Genomic DNA, 16576 nt, shown 5'->3' on the forward strand with positions numbered 1-16576 from the left:
TCCCTGTGCGGGCAGCGGGGCGACAGCCGGCTGGTACGTGAAGTGTGGTGTGGCCAGCACCCCCCCGGAGTCAGCGCTGATGCTCGGCGAGGAAGAGGAGCACCGCCCGAACGCGCCGGTGGGTGTTGGGCTCCTCGGTCAGGCCGAGCTTGGAGAAGATCGAGTTGATGTGCTTCTCGACCGCACGCTCCGTCAGGAACAGCGACGCGGCGATCGCGGCGTTGTTCTTGCCCTGCGCGATCTCGGCCAGGACCTCCTTCTCGCGGGGGGTGAGCCGGTCCAGGAGCGTGCCGCCGCTGCGGGTGCGAGCCGCCACGAGCTCCTCGACGACCTTCGGGTCGATCACCGACCCGCCGGATGCGACCTCACGGACGGCGTGCAGGAGCTGCTCGACGTCCGAGACGCGCTCCTTGAGGAGGTAGGCACGCCCCGCCGAACCGCGCTCGAACAGTGCCAGGGCGTAGCTGGGCTCGGCGTACTGGCTCAAGACCACGACCCCCACGTGGGGGTGCGATGTGCGCAGCTCCTCGGCGGCGCGGATGCCCTCGTCGGTCCCGGTCGGCGGCATGCGGATGTCGGTCAGGACGACGTCGGGCTGGTGTTGGGCGACGGCGGTCATGAGCGAGTCGAGGTCCTCGCAGGCCTCGACGAGCTCGAGGTCGGGTTGCTGCTCCATGAGCAGGCGGACGCCCTCACGGACCAGGTAGCTGTCCTCGGCGAGGACGACACTGATCGCCATGACCGCAAGGATACGGCGAGGAGGGCACCGTGGACCGCCACGTCGTCACGGGTGACGCGGCCAGCGTCCTCGGCCGCTGTCGCCGGCGCGAGGCCGCCGCTACCACGTCTCCGGGAACACCACCAGGATCAGGGTCTGGTCGGCGTGCTCGAGCAGGTACTCGGTGCCGTGTCCGAGGAAAGCCTGGTCCTCCAGCGCCCGGGCGCTGGCGCCCAGGACGATCGTGTCGACGAGCCGCTCGGCCGCCGTGGTGAGCAGCGTCTCGGCGGTGGCTGCACCCAACCGAGTGAAGCCGGTCGCCGACCGCCCGAACGTGGCCGCCAGCTCCAGCGAGCGGGCCAGTAACCCGTCTCGTTCGAGCTGGAAGGCTGGCTGCCCTTGCCACGCCGCCAGCGCCATCCGGTCGGCGCGGCTGATGACGTGCACGACATCCACCTCGGCGCCGGTGCGGGCGGCCAGGGTGTAGGCGACCTCCTCGGCCCCGCGACCGATCCGTGTCCCGGTGGCGGGGACCAACAGGCGTCGGAAGCGGGCGCCTCCGCGACCGGCCCGGACCAGCAAGACCGGGACCGGACTGCCGGCGAGGATCGCGTGGATCACCGGCGATAGACGGTGGGTGGTCCGCAGATCTTCGGTGGCGCCGACCGCGACCAGGCCGTAGGCGAACCCGGCTTCCTTCAGGATCGCAGCCGCCGCGTCGACCGCGGGCCGGCGGCGGCGTTCGATCGGCCGTCCCGCCAGTTTCCGGGCGATCCGTTCGGCCGCGTCCGAGGCCGGTCCCACCGCGATCACGCGCGTGTCCACGGTCATGACCGTGACCGACGCCTCCGGCTTCAAGACCAGGTCCAGGACCCGGGCGGCGAGCTCGGAGTTGCGGCCGCCGCGGGTGGGGAGCAGTGCGCTGTCGACACCCGCCACGACGCTCTCGCTCAGCAACGCCTCGCGCTGCAGGCGTTGGGCCTCCTCAGGCCCGGTGGAGATCCGGTTGAGGATCCGCCGCAGTAGGGGCGGGACCATCATCGACGTGAGCAGCGCCATCAGCACCGTCACGGTGTAGCTGCGCTGGTTGAACACCCCGATGCTCAGCGCCACCGTGGCCAGGATGATCCCCAGCGCCCCGCGGGCGTTGAGCGCGATCCCCATCGCCGCGCCAGCCATGGGGGTGGCGCCCCCGGCACGGGCGCCGAGGTAGGTGCCGACCAGCTTCGACCCGGTCGCGATCACGAACACCACCGCGGCCCACACGGCGGTGACCGGTTCCGCCAACGTGCCCACGTCGACGTACAGCCCGGCGGTGGCGAAGAACAGCGGGGCGAACACGGCGGTGCTCATCAGCTCGACCGCCTGAAGCACCTCCGCTTTGCGGTAACGGGAGCGGCCCAGGATGATCCCGGCGAGGAACGCGCCGACCACCGCTTCGACACCGGCCGCCTGCGTGATCGCCGCTGCGGCCAGCGCGACCAGCAGGGTCACGGTCAGGGCTCCGGCGATGCCGTCGGTGAGTTGCAGTGACAAGCGGAGCGCCGCGTCGGTGAGCCGCTGCCCGACCGTGAACAGGAACACCACGAAGACGAGGAGCACCACGACCGTCGTGGCCAGTGCGCCGGGAGCGAAACCACGTCCGGCCACCGCCCCGGTCAGCACACCGAGTGCGAGCCAACCGACGATGTCGTCGGCCATGGCCGCGAAGATGGTCACCTGCCCCACGTCGCGCCGGAGCAGTCCCATGTCCTTGAGGATCCGGGCGACGACCGGGAGCGCCGACATCGACAGCGCCAGTCCCATGAACGCTGCGAACACGGTCCGGTCGGCACGTTCCCCGAAGAACACCACCGGCATAAGCGTCCCGGCCGCGACCCCGACAGCCAGCGGCACGACGAGGCTGCCGATCGGGACGAGCGCGGCCGTGCGGGCCAGCCGGCGGACCAGTCCGAGATCGGTGTCGAATCCGGTGGTGACCAGCAGCAGGATCGCCCCGAACCAGGCCAGCGCCAGGATCGGCCCGCTCTGGAAGCCACTGGCCGGGAACAGCCACGCGGCGACATCCGGGGCGAGGCGGCCGAGGATGGACGGTCCCAACACCAGACCCGCCCCGAGCTCGCCGACCACGGCCGGCTGGTCCAGGAGCCGCACGAGGTAGCCGAGTCCCCGCGCGACGGTCAGCAGGACGACGAACTGGACCCACAGCACCAGGAGGTCGTGGCCCCCGAGCGGCGTGAGAGCAGGCACGGCCGACCCCTGGCTAGCGACGAGGTCACCGGCCGGCTCCCGCCTGCCGGGGGCCGCAGCCTAGTCTCGCGGCCGGGCCGAGGACGCAGCGGCCCACGCCCCCGAGCGGTCGACGGCGAGGCGTCGGCGCGGTCTCAGATGATCCAGCGCACGTCGCGGTACCAGCGGACGGCGGACGCGACCGACGTGGGGACGTCGGTCACCTGGGGTTCGAACCCGGTTGCGGCCAGCGCTTCCAGGCTCAACCGGTTGTTGCGGTTCGACTTCTTCAGGAAACGGACGCGTTCCTCCTTGAGCATGATCCCGTCGGTCATGCCGCGCTCCAGCATGCGCTCGTGCGCGGCAGCGCGGTCCGCGTAGGCCAGCCCCCGTTCGGGATCGTCGGTCAGGTCCAGCTTCATCCCCAGCTCCTCGGCGATCACCTCACCGACCTGGTGGTTGGTCGGGTAGCTACCGGCCAGGTTGTAGGCCGCGGTCGCTGCCGTGGGGTGCTCGGCGAGGTGCAGGCAGGCGCCGACCAGGTCGTCGATGTGGACCATGCGCAGCTCGATCTCGTCGCTGTCGACGGCGAACGTGTCCAGCCCGGCGAAACGTTCGATGGCCGCGTCCAGGACGGTGCTGGCCAGCAGCTTCACCGCCCCGGGCCCGTACACGGTCGTGGGCCGGAGCACCGCGACCGGCAGCCCCTGGTCCTCGGCGATCGCGAACGCGACCTTCTCGCCCTCCCACTTGGTCTGGCCGTACCCCGGACTGGGATGCTTCTCGGCGTCCTCGGGGACAGGCAGGGGCAGCTGGACACTGCTGCCGTACACCGACGAGGTACTGACGTGCACCACCCGCTCGACGCCCGCCCCCGCAGCGGCCTCCAGTAGCTGGCGGGTGCCATCGACGTTGGCGCGGCGCATCTCCTCGTCGGTCGCGATCGAACTGGACAACCCCGCCAGGTGGAAAACGTGCGTGACGTCGCGGACGACGGAGTCCAGCGGGGCGTCGCCGCCGAGCTCCGCGCAGACGTACTCAGCAGCGCGCGGCACCCCGGGGGGCCTGGTGCGCCGACCGCAGGTCCGCACGCGCCAGCCGCGTGCCAGCAGCTCAGCGACGAGGTGGCTCCCGAGGAAGCCGGTGCCGCCGGTCACCAGCGCAGTCCGGTCGTCTCGGGGGGTCGTCGTCACGTCGTGTCCTCTCTGGTGCGTGGCGCGGTCGGGTGCCGCGTCGGCCGTCTCACTGGTTGCCGTGTCTGGCGGCCACCGCCCGGAGCGTGCGTAGCGTCACGACGCCGTCTTCCAGGAGATCCTGCGGTCCCGCCAGGACCTCACACCGCCCCGGTGCGCCGAAGCCGTCGACGACGAGTGCGGCCCCCTCGAAGTCCTGCTCGCGGGTGTAGTCGTTGACGATCACCACGCAGGGCAGGCCGGCAGCGCGGGCCGCGACGACGCCGTTCTCGGAGTCCTCCACCGCCACGCTCCGCTCCGGCGGCACATCCAGCGCCGAGACCGTCTCGACGAAGACCTCCGGGTCCGGCTTGCGGTCCTCGACCTCCGTCCCGGTCAGGATCACCGCGAAGCGTTCCAGACCGAAGAGTTTGTCCAGCAACGGGTCCACCCACGCGCGTGTCCCGGTGGTGGCCACGGCGACCGGGATCCCCGCGTCGGCGAGCTCGTCCAACAGGCGGGTCGCGCCCGGGCGCTCGGGGATCTCGCCCGCCTCGGCCAGCTCGCGGAACCGGCGTGTCTTGATCTCATGCAGCTGGCTGGCGAGCTGGGCGGCGCGGTCGTCTGGGTGGCCCTGCTCGCTCAGGTAGTGGCGTAGCCGCCGTTCGCCACCCGATACCTCCAGCAACCGTCCGTAGGTCTCCTCGTCCCACCGGTCGGGCATGTCGAGCTCGTCGAAGGCGGTGTTGAACGCCACGCGGTGGCCGTGGCGCTCGCTCTCGACGAGGGTGCCGTCGACGTCGAAGACCACGGCAGCGAGCTCTTTGTCGTTGGAAGCCATGTGACCATGGTCTCAGAGGATGACGCGGGTGGCATCCCGTGCGACCCGGCCGGCCGGCGGCGACGCGCCGGCCGGTCGCGCGGTCCCCGCTCAGAAGATGCGTCACATCACCACGCGTGGTGGGATAGGCAGCGCCGGACGGGAGCCCTCGATGGACGCTGCCACACCCGCCATAACGGACGCTGCCCGGCCCGCCACCACGGTCGATGTGGGTAGCGTCGAGGATCTGGACGCCAACGGCCACCTCGTGGGGACCGCCGGCCGCTACCGGGTCCTCGTCGTGGCCGAGGCGGGACGGGTCGTCGCGCTCGACAACCGCTGCCCGCACATGGGTTTCCCACTCGATCGAGGCACCGTCGCGGACGGGACGTTGACCTGCCACTGGCATCACGCACGCTTCGACCTGGCCAGCGGCTGCACGTTCGACCCGTGGGCCGACGATGCGCTGTCCTTCCCGGTCGAGGTCCGTGACGGGCGGGTGCTGGTGGGCACCGAACCGCTGGGTCGCGACTGGCGCGCGTACCGACTGCGCAAGCTGCGCGAGGGGCTCCAGCACAACATCCGCCTGGTGATCGCCAAGAGCCTGATCGGTCTCGCCGACCAGGGCGCCACCGACGAGGCCGTCCGGGACGCGGCGCTGTTCGGCGTCCGCAACCGCGACCGGGGGTGGAGTGCGGGCCTGTCGATCCTGACCTGCATGGCCAACGTGGCACCGGCCCTGGACGCCGCGGATCGGGCCTGCGCCGCCTACCACGGTGTGCTGCGCGTCGCCCGGAGCACCGCCGCAGAGCCGCCCAGCTTCGATCTGGAGCCGCTCGCGACCAGCGAGGTGAGCCCGCGACGCCTCACCGACTGGTTCCGCCGCTTCGTCGAGCTGCGGTCGGCCAGCGCCGCGGAGCGGACCCTGAAGACCGCCATCCGTGCCGATCTGCCTGCGGCCACGGTCGCGCACATGGTCTTCGCTGCCTGCACCGATCACCGCTTCCTCGATGTCGGCCACACCCTCGACTTCGCCAACAAAGCGTTCGAGCTGCTGGACCACATCGGCTGGGAGCACGCCGACGAGATCCTGCCTGCGCTGATCCCGGCCCTGGTCGGGGCGACCCGGATGGAGGAGACTGCCGCGTGGCGTCACCCGGTCGACATCCCGGCGCTGCTGGACGGCGTGTACGAGGAGCTCGACGGGCTCGTCGAGGCGGCGCCGCAGCAGCGTGAGCGCTGGGACGGTCACCGTGAGCTGGCGGAGGTCATCCTCGATCAGCCACCCGCCGACATCCTGGACGCCATGCGAGACCTGCTGCGTGCTGGCGTTCCGCTCGGAGAGCTTGCCGCGGCGGTGGCCTACTCGGCTGCGCGCAGGCCGGTGCACTTCCCGACGTCGAACGAACACGGGGACTGGGACACCGTCCACCACACGTTCACCTACGCCAACGCCGTCGACGCGGCCATGGCCCGGGCACCGTCGTCGCTCCTGGCCCGGGGGATCTTCGACGCGGCGATGGCGGTGCACCTCGAACGGTTCCTGAACGTCCCCAAGCGGCCGATCCCCCAACCGTCGGGACTCGACCGTGATGCGGGCGAGCTGCTGGAGCTGTTCGACACGCACGGGGCGGTCAACGAGGCCGGGCAGGTGGTCGCGGATGTTGTGGCGGTCGGCGGTTCCCGGGAGCTGATCTGTGTGCTGGGGCGTGCGCTGCTCCGGGAAGACGCCGGCTTCCACGACTACCAGATGTTCGAGGCCGGCGTGCGCCAGCACCGCCGGTTCGCGGGCCGCCCCGAGGCCGGACACGTCCTGATCGGCGTGGCCCGGTTCCTCGCCGCGCAGTGGCCGACGGTGCGCTCGACCAAGCAGACCTACGACATCGCGCTGCGGCTTCACCGCGGGGAGGCCGTCCACGAGGGGGTGTGACCGCACGTCACCCAGGGTGTGCCGGCCGTGCGACACGCGACCGATCAACCGACCGCAGCAGGAAGTAGCCGAGCACGCCCCGGCGTCCGACCAGCTCGAGCGTCGCACGGCCGATCAGCCGCCCGTCTCGGGTCGCGCGGACCTCGTCGCGCAACTGGCGGAGCGGCCAGCGGTTGACCGCCACGTCGTAGTCCAGCAGCCAGGCGTCACCGACCCCGTGGATCGTCGGGCCTCGGCGGATCTCGAACGGTGCCGCCTCCGCGTGCGCACCGCGGGTCTGGACCTGGTCGGTGATCGCCCGCAACAGCGGAACGGCACGGGCTGCGACGATGTTCGCTCCGCGGCCGTCGAGGAAGCGCTTGCCGCGCCACACCCCGGCGCCGCGGAGCACCGCGGACACGACCGCGTCCGTCGTCGACGGCAGCGTCGTCGCCAGCCAACGTCCCGCGTACTCACCGAACGGTTGCTGTTGTGGTGTCTCCGCGGTCACGAAGGTGCGTTGCACACGGCGCAGCAGGTGGTCATCCCATGCGTTCAACTGCATCTCGTTCAACTGCGTCTGATCCGGTGGCCCCATCCGACCCAACGCCGCGATCGGATCCATCACGACGTGGGCGCCGGTCCAGCATGGCCGATCTGGCCGGCGCAGCGCGCGACCCGCCCGGCTCCCTACGCTCGGGCGTCACCGCGGGAGGAGCAGGTGGTGGTCTCCGAGATATTCGACGCCGACGCCTGGGAGGAGATCGACGGCTTCGCGTTCACCGACATCACCTACCACCGGGCGCGGGACGTCGGGGCGGTCCGTATCGCTCTCGACCGGCCCGAGGTCCGCAACGCCTTCCGCCCCCACACGGTCGATGAGCTGCACACGGCGCTCGACCACGCCCGGCAGTCGTCGGACGTGGGGTGCGTGCTGCTGACCGGGAACGGACCGTCGCCGCGAGACGGTGGGTGGGCGTTCTGCTCGGGTGGTGACCAGCGCATCCGCGGACGCGACGGGTACCGCTACGCAGCCGGTGAGACCGCCGAGACGGTCGACGCCGCTCGGACCGGCCGTCTGCACATCCTCGAGGTGCAGCGCCTGATCCGCTTCATGCCCAAGGTCGTGATCTGCCTGGTTGCCGGCTGGGCGGCCGGCGGAGGCCACAGCCTCCACGTCGTCTGCGACCTCACGATCGCGAGCGACGACGCCCGCTTCAAACAGACCGACCTCGACGTCGCGAGCTTCGACGGCGGCTTCGGGTCGGCCTACCTGGCCCGCCAGGTCGGGCAGAAGTTCGCCCGCGAGATCTTCTTCCTCGGTGACGAGTACTCCGCGCACGACGCTCACCGCATGGGGATGGTCAACACCGTCGTGCCGCGCGCCGATCTCGAGCGCGTTGGCCTGACCTGGGCCCGTAAGGTCTGTGCGAAGTCGCCCACCGCCACGCGGATGCTGAAGTTCGCGCTCAACGTCGTCGACGACGGGTTCGTCGGCCAGCAGCTGTTCGCCGGGGAAGCGACGCGCCTGCTGTACATGACCGACGAGGCGCAGGAGGGGCGCGACGCGTTCCTCGAGAAGCGCCCGCCCGACTGGAGCCCGTTCCCTTACCACTACTGACACGGCCAGGTTGGGGGTCCGCGGTCGCGCCTCCGCAGACCCTCGTAAGCTTGCCGCCTCCCGGTGGCGATCGGTGCGGAGCCAGGCGATGAGTCCACGGCCAACCATCGTCCTCGACTGCGACCCTGGCCAGGACGACGCCATGGCGATCCTGCTGGCCGCCCGCCACCTCGACGTGGTCGGCATCACGACGGTGCACGGCAACCAATCGTTGGACAAGGTGACCCGCAACGCGCTGAAGATCCTCACGCTGGCGAGCCTCGAGCACATCCCGGTCCACCCCGGCGCGGCCCGTCCGTTCGTCGGTGAAGCCCACCATGCCGCCGAGGTCCATGGGGAGACGGGCCTCGACGGCGCCCAGCTACCTGAGCCGGCGATCGGACCTCGGCCGCGACACGCCGTCGACTTCCTCCGAGAGGCCGCCGTCGAGCATGAGCCGCTCACGCTCGTGGCGACCGGGCCGCTGACCAACGTCGCCGCCGCCCTGCAACTCGACCCCGCCCTCGCGGGGCGTCTGGAGCAGATCACGCTGATGGGCGGGGCGGTCACGGGCGGCAACGTGACCCCGGCCGCCGAGTTCAACATCTGGGCCGACCCGGAGGCGGCGCGGCTGGTGCTCCGCAGCGGCGTCCCGATCCGGATGGCGGGGCTCGACCTCACCCACCAGGCCATCGTGGGGCCCCAGGAACTCGACCGCCTGCGCGCCACGGGGACCCGCGTAGGCGAGATCTGCGTCGACCTGCTGAGCTTCTACAGCGCGAGAGCGAGCGCCCGGACGGGCCTGGCAGGAGCACCCCTCCACGACCCATGCGCGGTCGCCTGGATGATCGACCCCAGCTTGATCGAAGCGCGGCCGATGCACGTCGACGTGGAGCTGCACGGTGAGCTGACGCGCGGCATGACCGTGTGCGACTCCCGACCGGTTGCGGATGACGCCGAGGGAACGCGTCGTCAGCCGGTCCGCGACGCCGACACGGCCGAGGCGACCAGCAGGCTCGCCGGTGCGGGGGTCGAGCCGGACAGGTATCCGCCGTCGAACGCGGAGGTCGGCCTGCGGCTCGACACCGCCCGGTTCTTCGACCTGTTCGTCGAGACGGTCCGCACCTATGGGTAGCGTGGTCGTCGTCGGGTCGATCAACGTCGACTTCGTCGTGGTCACCGAACACCTTCCGCGGCCCGGCGAGACCGTCGCGGGTGGCCGCTTCGCGCGCCACTGGGGTGGGAAGGGCGCCAACCAGGCCGTCGCCGCGGCGCGCTACGGGGCGGACGTGCACCTGTTGGGAGCCGTGGGTGACGACGACCTCGGTGAGGGTGCCGTCGCGGCACTCGCCGCCGACGAGGTCTCGACGGAGCGGGTGGCACGGCTCCCGGACGCCAGCACCGGCGTCGCGTTGGTGATGGTGGACCGCGCGGGCGACAACCAGATCGCCGTCGCATCCGGCGCGAACATGCGGGTCGAGGCCAGCGACCTGGACGACGTGCTCGCAGCGCTGCCGGCGCCGGGCGTGATCCTCACGGTGTTCGAGGTCCCCGATGCCGCCGTCGTGCGGACGCTCGAAGCGGGCCGATCCGCCGGCTGGCAGGTCGTGGTCAACCCCGCTCCCGGCCGACAACTGGCGGACGTCTTCCGCGGCTCCGGGGCGATCGTGACCCCGAACCGCGGTGAGCTCGGGGTGATCGCCGGTGAGGGCGAACCGCAGGATGCGGCGCGGCGACTGGCGCAGGAGGTGACGGGCGCCCCCGTGGTGGTGACGTTGGGTGCGGACGGGGCGCTGGTCGTCGCCGGGGACGAGGTCACGACGATCAGCCCGCCCGAGGTGGTGGCGCGCGACACGACCGGGGCGGGTGACACCTTCAACGGGGTGTTCGCCGCCGCCCTGGCTGAGGAGCGGCCACTGCTCGAGGCTGTCCGGCTCGGCGTGGCGGCGGCCGCCTTCTCCGTGGAGGTCGACGGGGCGCGCGACGGCATGCTCACAGGAGACGAGCTACGGCAGCGTCTGAACGACTGACGCGCTGCCCGCGTTCCTGGCGGCACGGCGGCATCCCGCGAGACGGGCAGGAGCAGTTGGCTACGCCGGGCAGGTCGTGCCCTTGGCGTAGGAGTTGGCCGGTTCCTCGGGATCGGTGATGGACAGTTCGGCCGCCTGGATGAGCGTCACGTCGGTCGTGTAACAGCCGTTGCGGTGGTTGTTGTAGCCGAACGTCACGGTCCCGTCGGCGCCCGTCGTCGAGGTCTGGCGGAACTGCAGAACGGCGTTGCGGTAGACGTCGACGGTGACGGTCGCGTCCGGCACGGGGTTGGTTGCGTCGGTCACCGCGACCGAGACGTTCAGGTGGCGGTCGTTGTGCTTGCCACCGTTCGTGCTGTACTCGATCTGCGACACGGTGAGAGACGGGGCGGTGGGCGCAGGGTCGGCCGTCGCGTCCTCGTCGACCGGTTCGGTGGGCGCGGTGGCATCTGATGCCCACGGGGCTCGGTCAGCGAGACCGAAGGCGTAGTCCTTCCACCATGCTCCGGCTGGCGGTCCACCCTTGCACGTCCCGTCGGATTCGCCGGGACGCTTGATCCAGAACAACGCGTCCACCCTCGGGTCGCCCGTCTCCGCGGTCGACGGGGTGCCGAGGGCACGGTCGGGCGGGTTGCACCACGGCTCTGGGTCGTTGGGGTCTGCGGAGGGGCCCAGACCGTTGCGGGAGGTGTCCACCACGAACGGCTTGCCACCGATCCTGTCGGAGATGGTCTTGCCGTAGGCGACCTCATCCGCGGTCCAGTGGAAGTTCGACACGTTCAGCGAGAAGCCACGCGCCTTGGCCACACCGGCATCCGCCAGTCGCTGCGCCATGGTGGCGTCGGAGTGCCAGCGGGAGTGGCCGGCGTCGAGGTAGACCGAGACGTTGCCCTGCGAGTTGAGGCGATCGACCCCCCAGTTCAGCAGTCCCAGACGGGTCTGCTGGTCCTGGCCGGTCAAGCAGTCCAGCATCGGCAGCGCGTCGGGTTCGAGCACCACGACCGCTTTCGCCTGCCCGAGTCCGGAGGCGAACTGGTCGAGCCAGCCCTTGTAGTCGTCCGGCGTGTTGGTGCCGCCCGACGAGTACCCGCCGCAGTCGCGCTGCGGTACGGCGTACACGACGAACACCGGGAGCGAACCCGCTGCTTGGATCGTCCTGATGCGGTCAGCGACGCTGTTCGCGACGGTGCTGGTGGAGTACCAGTCTCCGAACCAATCCGCTTGCGCGTGGTCAGCGATGCGGCTCCAGATGGTGGCGTTGTCCGGGTCGGCGGAAACCTCCTTCGCGGCGTTGGAACTCGGGTCGACGAAGAAGCTCTGGCCGGCGAACGGGTTGTTCGCGGTCGCTGCCTGCGTCGCCGTCATCGGTGCCGCCAGGGCTCCGACGACGAGAGCGGCCAAGAGTGGTCGGCGCACGTTGTTTCCGTTCGGATCGGCAGGTGCGGAGCCCTATCGGGAGGGCCCGCTCGAAGATCTCGCATGCACCTTCTCGTCGACCGCGGATGGGATCCTTGAGAACTTCGCTGTCGTCGACGCGACAATCGCTCGAACGAGTCACGGGGTGGCCCTCAGCGTGACTAGGCGACCATGGCTGTTCGGACCGCCGCTTGGTCGTGTGGGGCGTGGTTCATCACCGACACGTGGGGGTGGGACGCTGGCAACGTCTCGGCGCGACGGATCCCTGCCGTCAGTCACCGTCGGTCGCGGCACCGTCCGGATGGTGGAGCCGCGACCATGTGCGGTTGCCCCTGCCGTCCCATGGTGGGTGACGGCATCCACCACCGTGTCGCAACGGGAGTCACCATGCTGCGCCTGTCGACGATCCTGGCCGTCGCCGCCGCCGTCGCCGCGGTGGCGTGCGCCACCACGGAGGAGACGGAACCCGGTGCGAGTCCGACCGCCCCGACCATCACGGTGACTGAGACCGTGACCGAGACCGCCACGCCACCGACCGGATCAACCGGCGAGGACGCACGCCGCACACTGGTCGTCTCGCCACAGGAGCCGCAACGGGTCTCGGCGGGCTCGGAGGCTTCGTTCACCGTCATCGCCGACGAGGACGGCCGCCCGCCGCGACTACTGGGCTTCGCCTGGACTCCGTGCGACGACGTGGACGCCACCCAGCCCGGCCCCCTGTCGTTCGTCGACGAGGACGGCGATGGGCACGCCGACCACATGGGCGATTCCGACACTGGCGCGGCACGCCTCGACACCGTCAACGGTGAGCGCTACGAGAACGTCGACGACGAGTGGCCGACCGCTCTTCACACACGCGACGAACCGCCACACGTTCGGCTGACCATGCGGGCCGATGACGCCGACTGCGCGACCGTGGTGGTCTTTGTCGATGACGACAGTGACGAGGAGTTCGACGTCGCAGAAGATGGCACCCCCACCGAGCGTTACGGCGTCGGCGCGGTCACCTGGACCGACTGAGCCGCGACATGGTTTCGCCATAACGCCAGCCCCGGTGCTGGACGTGGGAGGGGAGCTGTCGCTCGTCGCCGAAGTGGGAACCGGGCGACGAACAAGCGCCTGAGGCCAGCTCGTAGAAGCGTGTCGCGGCGACGGCTGAGACGATCAACAACGCCCGGCCTGCCTGACGGGAACCGGGTAACGGCTAGCCCGTGATCCTCCATGGGGAGTGCTCCGGCCAGGACCGTGTCCGCGTGGCAGCGCCTCGGTGCTCGTCTCCGTCTCCAGCGCCGCCGCGCTCCTCAGGCGGCGTTGGCGCACCCCGGGCAGCGCGCACGGAAGGTGACCTCGACGCCGAGGACCTCGAACCCCTGTTGCTGGTCGGCTGGCAGGTTCGGGTCGTTGGCGTGGACGTCGAGCATCCGCCCGCACTCCACGCACACGAGGTGGTGGTGGCGCTCGGCGACGTTGGGGTCGTAGCGCTTGCGGCCGTCGGCGTGGGTGATCTCGAGCAGCTCGCCGATGCTGACCAGCTCGTTGAGGGTGTTGTAGACGGTGGCCAGGCTGACCTCGGGCAGGGCCTCGCGGGCACGTTCGAGGACCTCGTCGGCCGCCATGTGCACGTGCTCGCCCGTCATCGCCTCGGCGATGACGCGTCGCTGGGCCGTCAGCCGCCACCCACGCCGGCGCAGACGGTCGATCAGCGGTGTCACCTGCTCGTCACCTCCTCGGCGCCATGCAGAGGATACCAAGGCGCCGCTTGCTCCAAGCTTTGAACTGTTCTAGCGTCCGCGTCCCGCTGCACATATCCGACACCGGGGAGCGACGGTCGACCCGCGACGGACCTCAACCTGGGGAGCTGGCGACACCCCCAACGTGACGACATGAGGAGCATGACGTGGCAGATCGCGTGAGCCAGTGCCCGTTCTCGGGAGCCCGGACGTCGAGTGCGGGGCCGTCGAACGAGACGTGGTGGCCGCACCAGGTGAGCCTGCGGCTGCTCCACCCGGACCACCCGAAGGCCGATCCGATGGGGCCGGACTTCGACTACGCGGAGGCGTTCGCGAGCCTCGACGTCGACGAGCTGACGCGGGACCTCGACGCGGTGATGACCACCTCGCAGGACTGGTGGCCGGCCGACTACGGCCACTACGGCCCGCTGTTCATCCGCATGTCGTGGCACGCGGCGGGTACGTACCGGGTCGGCGACGGCCGCGGCGGTGGTGCGTCCGGCTCACAGCGGTTCGCCCCCCTGAACAGCTGGCCGGACAACGCCAACCTCGACAAGGCGCGTCGCCTGCTCTGGCCGATCAAGAAGAAGTACGGCCGGCGGATCTCGTGGGCGGACCTCCTGATCTTCGCGGGCAACCGTGCGATCGAGCACATGGGGTTGCCAACCTTCGGCTTCGGCTTCGGCCGCCGCGACGTCTGGGCGCCCGAGGAGGACGTCTTCTGGGGGCCGGAGGCCGAGTGGCTCGGCGACGAGCGCTACGTCGGCGACCGTGAGCTGTTCGGCACCCTCGCGGCCACGCAGATGGGTCTCATCTACGTCAACCCGGAGGGGCCGAACGGTGAGCCGGACCCCCTCAAGGCAGCGCACGACATCCGCGTGACGTTCGGTCGCATGGCGATGAACGACGAGGAGACCGTCGCGCTCATCGCCGGCGGCCACACGTTCGGCAAGACCCACGGTGCGACCCCCGCGACCGTCGGCCCCGCGCCGGAGGCCGCCGGGCTCGAGGAGCAGGGCCTCGGCTGGAAGGGCGGCAAGGGCGCCGAGGCCGTCACGAGCGGGCTCGAAGGAGCCTGGACGCCGAACCCGACGAGGTGGGACAACGGCTTCTTCCACATCCTCTTCAAGTACGAGGACGACTTCGAGCTGACCGAGAGCGCCGCCGGCGCGAAGCAGTGGGAACCGCGCAACGTCGACGAGGAGGACCTCGTCCCCGACGCCCACGACCCGTCGAAGAAACACAAGCCGGTCATGCTCACGACCGACCTCTCGCTCATCAAGGACCCGGCGTACCGGCCGATCTCCGAGCGGTTCCACGAGGACCCCGACGAACTCGCCGACGCCTTCGCGAAGGCCTGGTACAAGCTCATCCACCGGGACATGGGTCCGAGCATCCGCTACCTCGGGCCGCTCGTCCCCGACGAGGAGCAGCTCTGGCAGGATCCGGTCCCGGCGGTCGACCACGAGCTCATCGACGACGACGACATCGCGTCGCTCAAGGCGAGGATCCTCGACTCGGGCCTGTCCATCTCTCAGCTGGTCAACACCGCCTGGTCGTCAGCGTCGACGTACCGCGACACCGACAAGCGCGGCGGTGCGAACGGCGCGCGCATCCGCCTCTCGCCGCAGATCGACTGGGACGTCAACGTCCGGTCCGGCGTGTCGAGCGTGCTGGCAACCCTCGAGCAGATCCAGCAGGAGTTCAACGACGCGCAGACGGGCGGGAAGAGGGTCTCGCTCGCGGACCTGATCGTGCTCGGCGGGTGCGCCGCCGTCGAGGCAGCAGCCGAGGAGGCCGGGTACGACCTGGAGGTCCCCTTCACGCCGGGGCGGACCGACGCCACCCAGGAGCAGACCGACGTCGAGTCGTTCGGCTACCTCGAGCCGATGGCCGACGGGTTCCGCAACTACCTCCAGAAGGACGGTCCGATCCCGACCGAGCACCTGCTGCTCGACAAGGCGTTCATGCTGACGCTGTCGGGACCGGAGATGACGGCGCTCGTCGGCGGTCTGCGCGTCTTGGACGCCAACGTCGGGGACTCCAAGTACGGGGTGCTCACCGACCGGCCGGGGACGCTGACCAACGATTTCTTCGTCAACCTGCTCACGGAGTGGAAGCCGGTCGCGGAGGGTGATGAGGTGTTCGAGGGTCGCGACCGCGCGACCGGCGAGGTCAGGTGGACCGGCACCCGTGTCGACCTCGTGTTCGGCTCGAACTCCCAGCTCCGAGCGATCGCGGAGGTCTACGGCGGCGACGACTCGGAGGAGAAGTTCGTGCACGACTTCGTCGCCGCGTGGGACAAGTTCATGAACCTCGACCGGTTCGACCTCGCCTGATGCCGACGGCCCGCCTGGGTGCGGAGTGACCTAGGGGTAGTTCGCGCGGATCCCCGAACGGCTGCCTCTACGGCAAATCGCCTCCGGGCTCATACGGCTCTCTGCCGCAACTGCCGCGTTGACGTCTGGTATTCGACGCCTGAAGCACGTCGCGCAGCCGGCGTCGTACGCCGGTTATCGGGACCTGTAGCGGCGTTGACGATGCGTACCGTCACCCTGAGGAGGCGGAACACGCCTCTCCCACCGCGATCCCTGCCGCTCGCGGCCGAGAGCTGTCTCGGCCTCACCGTCCTTCGGGACGCCCGCGGCACGATGGGCGGCTGCCTGCCTCTATGCGACGCGACCGGGAAGGCGACGTGAGCAGCGAGGTCACGGTCAGCGACGACGCATACGATGGTCCTCGAACGCCTCGACGCGGAGCGCCTCCGCGAGCTTCGCCCCGACCTCGCCATCCTGGTCTCACGGAGCGCCACAACCTCGACGACGTGCGCTCGACAGTGCGTGAGCTTGGCATCAGCTGCGTGTTCGCCCACGACGCAGGCACCGAAAGCGCGCTCGCATAACCGCCTCCACACGACCGCCACCCACAGCGCGAGCGATGTTGACGCCTCCG

13 protein-coding genes are annotated in these 16576 nt (G+C 70.4%); 6 read left to right on the plus strand and 7 right to left on the minus strand.

Annotated features, from left to right (window positions below; genetic code table 11):
• Positions 1 to 70 precede the first annotated feature (70 nt).
• From M3N57_03890 to M3N57_03905, 4 genes are all read right to left on the minus strand, one after another.
• Positions 71 to 739: a response regulator transcription factor gene (locus tag M3N57_03890; protein ID MDP9021838.1), complete on the minus strand. Its 669-nt coding sequence runs from the start codon at positions 737 to 739 to the stop codon at positions 71 to 73.
• Between the two features lie 99 nt (positions 740 to 838).
• Positions 839 to 2968 (minus strand): cation:proton antiporter, encoded by a 2130-nt coding sequence (locus tag M3N57_03895; protein MDP9021839.1) that lies wholly within the window; start codon positions 2966 to 2968, stop codon positions 839 to 841.
• Positions 2969 to 3102: 134 nt separating this feature from the next.
• The gene (locus M3N57_03900) at positions 3103 to 4140 is read right to left on the minus strand and encodes an NAD(P)-dependent oxidoreductase (protein MDP9021840.1); all 1038 of its coding nucleotides are present in this window, start codon (positions 4138 to 4140) and stop codon (positions 3103 to 3105) included.
• A 49-nt stretch (positions 4141 to 4189) separates the two neighbouring features.
• Positions 4190 to 4960 carry an HAD-IA family hydrolase gene (locus tag M3N57_03905; GenBank protein MDP9021841.1) on the minus strand — a complete coding sequence of 257 codons (771 nt, stop codon included), beginning with the start codon at positions 4958 to 4960 and terminating at the stop codon, positions 4190 to 4192.
• Between the two features lie 151 nt (positions 4961 to 5111).
• Here M3N57_03905 and M3N57_03910 point away from each other — a divergent pair, with 151 nt between their 5' ends.
• Positions 5112 to 6869 (plus strand): Rieske 2Fe-2S domain-containing protein, encoded by a 1758-nt coding sequence (locus M3N57_03910; GenBank protein MDP9021842.1) that lies wholly within the window; start codon positions 5112 to 5114, stop codon positions 6867 to 6869.
• Positions 6870 to 6876: 7 nt separating this feature from the next.
• Here the strand turns inward: M3N57_03910 and M3N57_03915 are convergent, their stop codons facing one another.
• Complete coding sequence (locus tag M3N57_03915) at positions 6877 to 7476, minus strand: hypothetical protein (protein ID MDP9021843.1); 600 nt, start codon at positions 7474 to 7476, stop codon at positions 6877 to 6879.
• 96 nt (positions 7477 to 7572) lie between these two features.
• Between M3N57_03915 and M3N57_03920 the strand changes: the two genes are divergently transcribed.
• The 3 genes from M3N57_03920 (at position 7573) to M3N57_03930 (ending at position 10478) form a co-directional block, all read left to right on the plus strand.
• Complete coding sequence (locus M3N57_03920; protein MDP9021844.1) at positions 7573 to 8469, plus strand: 1,4-dihydroxy-2-naphthoyl-CoA synthase; 897 nt, start codon at positions 7573 to 7575, stop codon at positions 8467 to 8469.
• Positions 8470 to 8557: 88 nt separating this feature from the next.
• Positions 8558 to 9583 carry a nucleoside hydrolase gene (locus M3N57_03925; protein ID MDP9021845.1) on the plus strand — a complete coding sequence of 342 codons (1026 nt, stop codon included), beginning with the start codon at positions 8558 to 8560 and terminating at the stop codon, positions 9581 to 9583.
• Complete coding sequence (locus M3N57_03930; GenBank protein ID MDP9021846.1) at positions 9576 to 10478, plus strand: ribokinase; 903 nt, start codon at positions 9576 to 9578, stop codon at positions 10476 to 10478. The genes M3N57_03925 and M3N57_03930 overlap by 8 nt, the downstream gene beginning before the upstream one ends.
• A 60-nt stretch (positions 10479 to 10538) precedes the next feature.
• On the opposite strand, the gene M3N57_03935 is transcribed toward M3N57_03930, so the two are convergent.
• Entirely contained in the window at positions 10539 to 11894 is a 1356-nt protein-coding gene (locus tag M3N57_03935; GenBank protein ID MDP9021847.1) for a glycoside hydrolase family 6 protein, read from the minus strand.
• Positions 11895 to 12236: 342 nt separating this feature from the next.
• Here M3N57_03935 and M3N57_03940 point away from each other — a divergent pair, with 342 nt between their 5' ends.
• Entirely contained in the window at positions 12237 to 12914 is a 678-nt protein-coding gene (locus M3N57_03940) for a hypothetical protein (GenBank protein ID MDP9021848.1), read from the plus strand.
• Between the two features lie 281 nt (positions 12915 to 13195).
• On the opposite strand, the gene M3N57_03945 is transcribed toward M3N57_03940, so the two are convergent.
• Positions 13196 to 13606 carry a transcriptional repressor gene (locus M3N57_03945; GenBank protein ID MDP9021849.1) on the minus strand — a complete coding sequence of 137 codons (411 nt, stop codon included), beginning with the start codon at positions 13604 to 13606 and terminating at the stop codon, positions 13196 to 13198.
• A 185-nt stretch (positions 13607 to 13791) separates the two neighbouring features.
• On the opposite strand from M3N57_03945, the gene katG reads away from it, so the two are divergent.
• Positions 13792 to 15963 (plus strand): catalase/peroxidase HPI, encoded by a 2172-nt coding sequence (gene katG / locus M3N57_03950; protein ID MDP9021850.1) that lies wholly within the window; start codon positions 13792 to 13794, stop codon positions 15961 to 15963.
• Positions 15964 to 16576 lie beyond the last annotated feature (613 nt).

Source organism: Actinomycetota bacterium, assembly GCA_030776725.1.
Lineage (GTDB): Bacteria > Actinomycetota > Nitriliruptoria > Nitriliruptorales > JAHWKO01 > JAHWKW01.

Coding starts and splice junctions, on each gene's coding strand:
- M3N57_03890 (MDP9021838.1), bottom strand. CDS start 739: ATGGCGATCAGTGTCGTCCTCGCCGAGGACAGCTACCTGGTCCGTGAG.
- M3N57_03930 (MDP9021846.1), top strand. CDS start 9,576: ATGGGTAGCGTGGTCGTCGTCGGGTCGATCAACGTCGACTTCGTCGTG.
- M3N57_03905 (MDP9021841.1), bottom strand. CDS start 4,960: ATGGCTTCCAACGACAAAGAGCTCGCTGCCGTGGTCTTCGACGTCGAC.
- M3N57_03910 (MDP9021842.1), top strand. CDS start 5,112: ATGGACGCTGCCACACCCGCCATAACGGACGCTGCCCGGCCCGCCACC.
- M3N57_03940 (MDP9021848.1), top strand. CDS start 12,237: ATGGTGGGTGACGGCATCCACCACCGTGTCGCAACGGGAGTCACCATG.
- M3N57_03925 (MDP9021845.1), top strand. CDS start 8,558: ATGAGTCCACGGCCAACCATCGTCCTCGACTGCGACCCTGGCCAGGAC.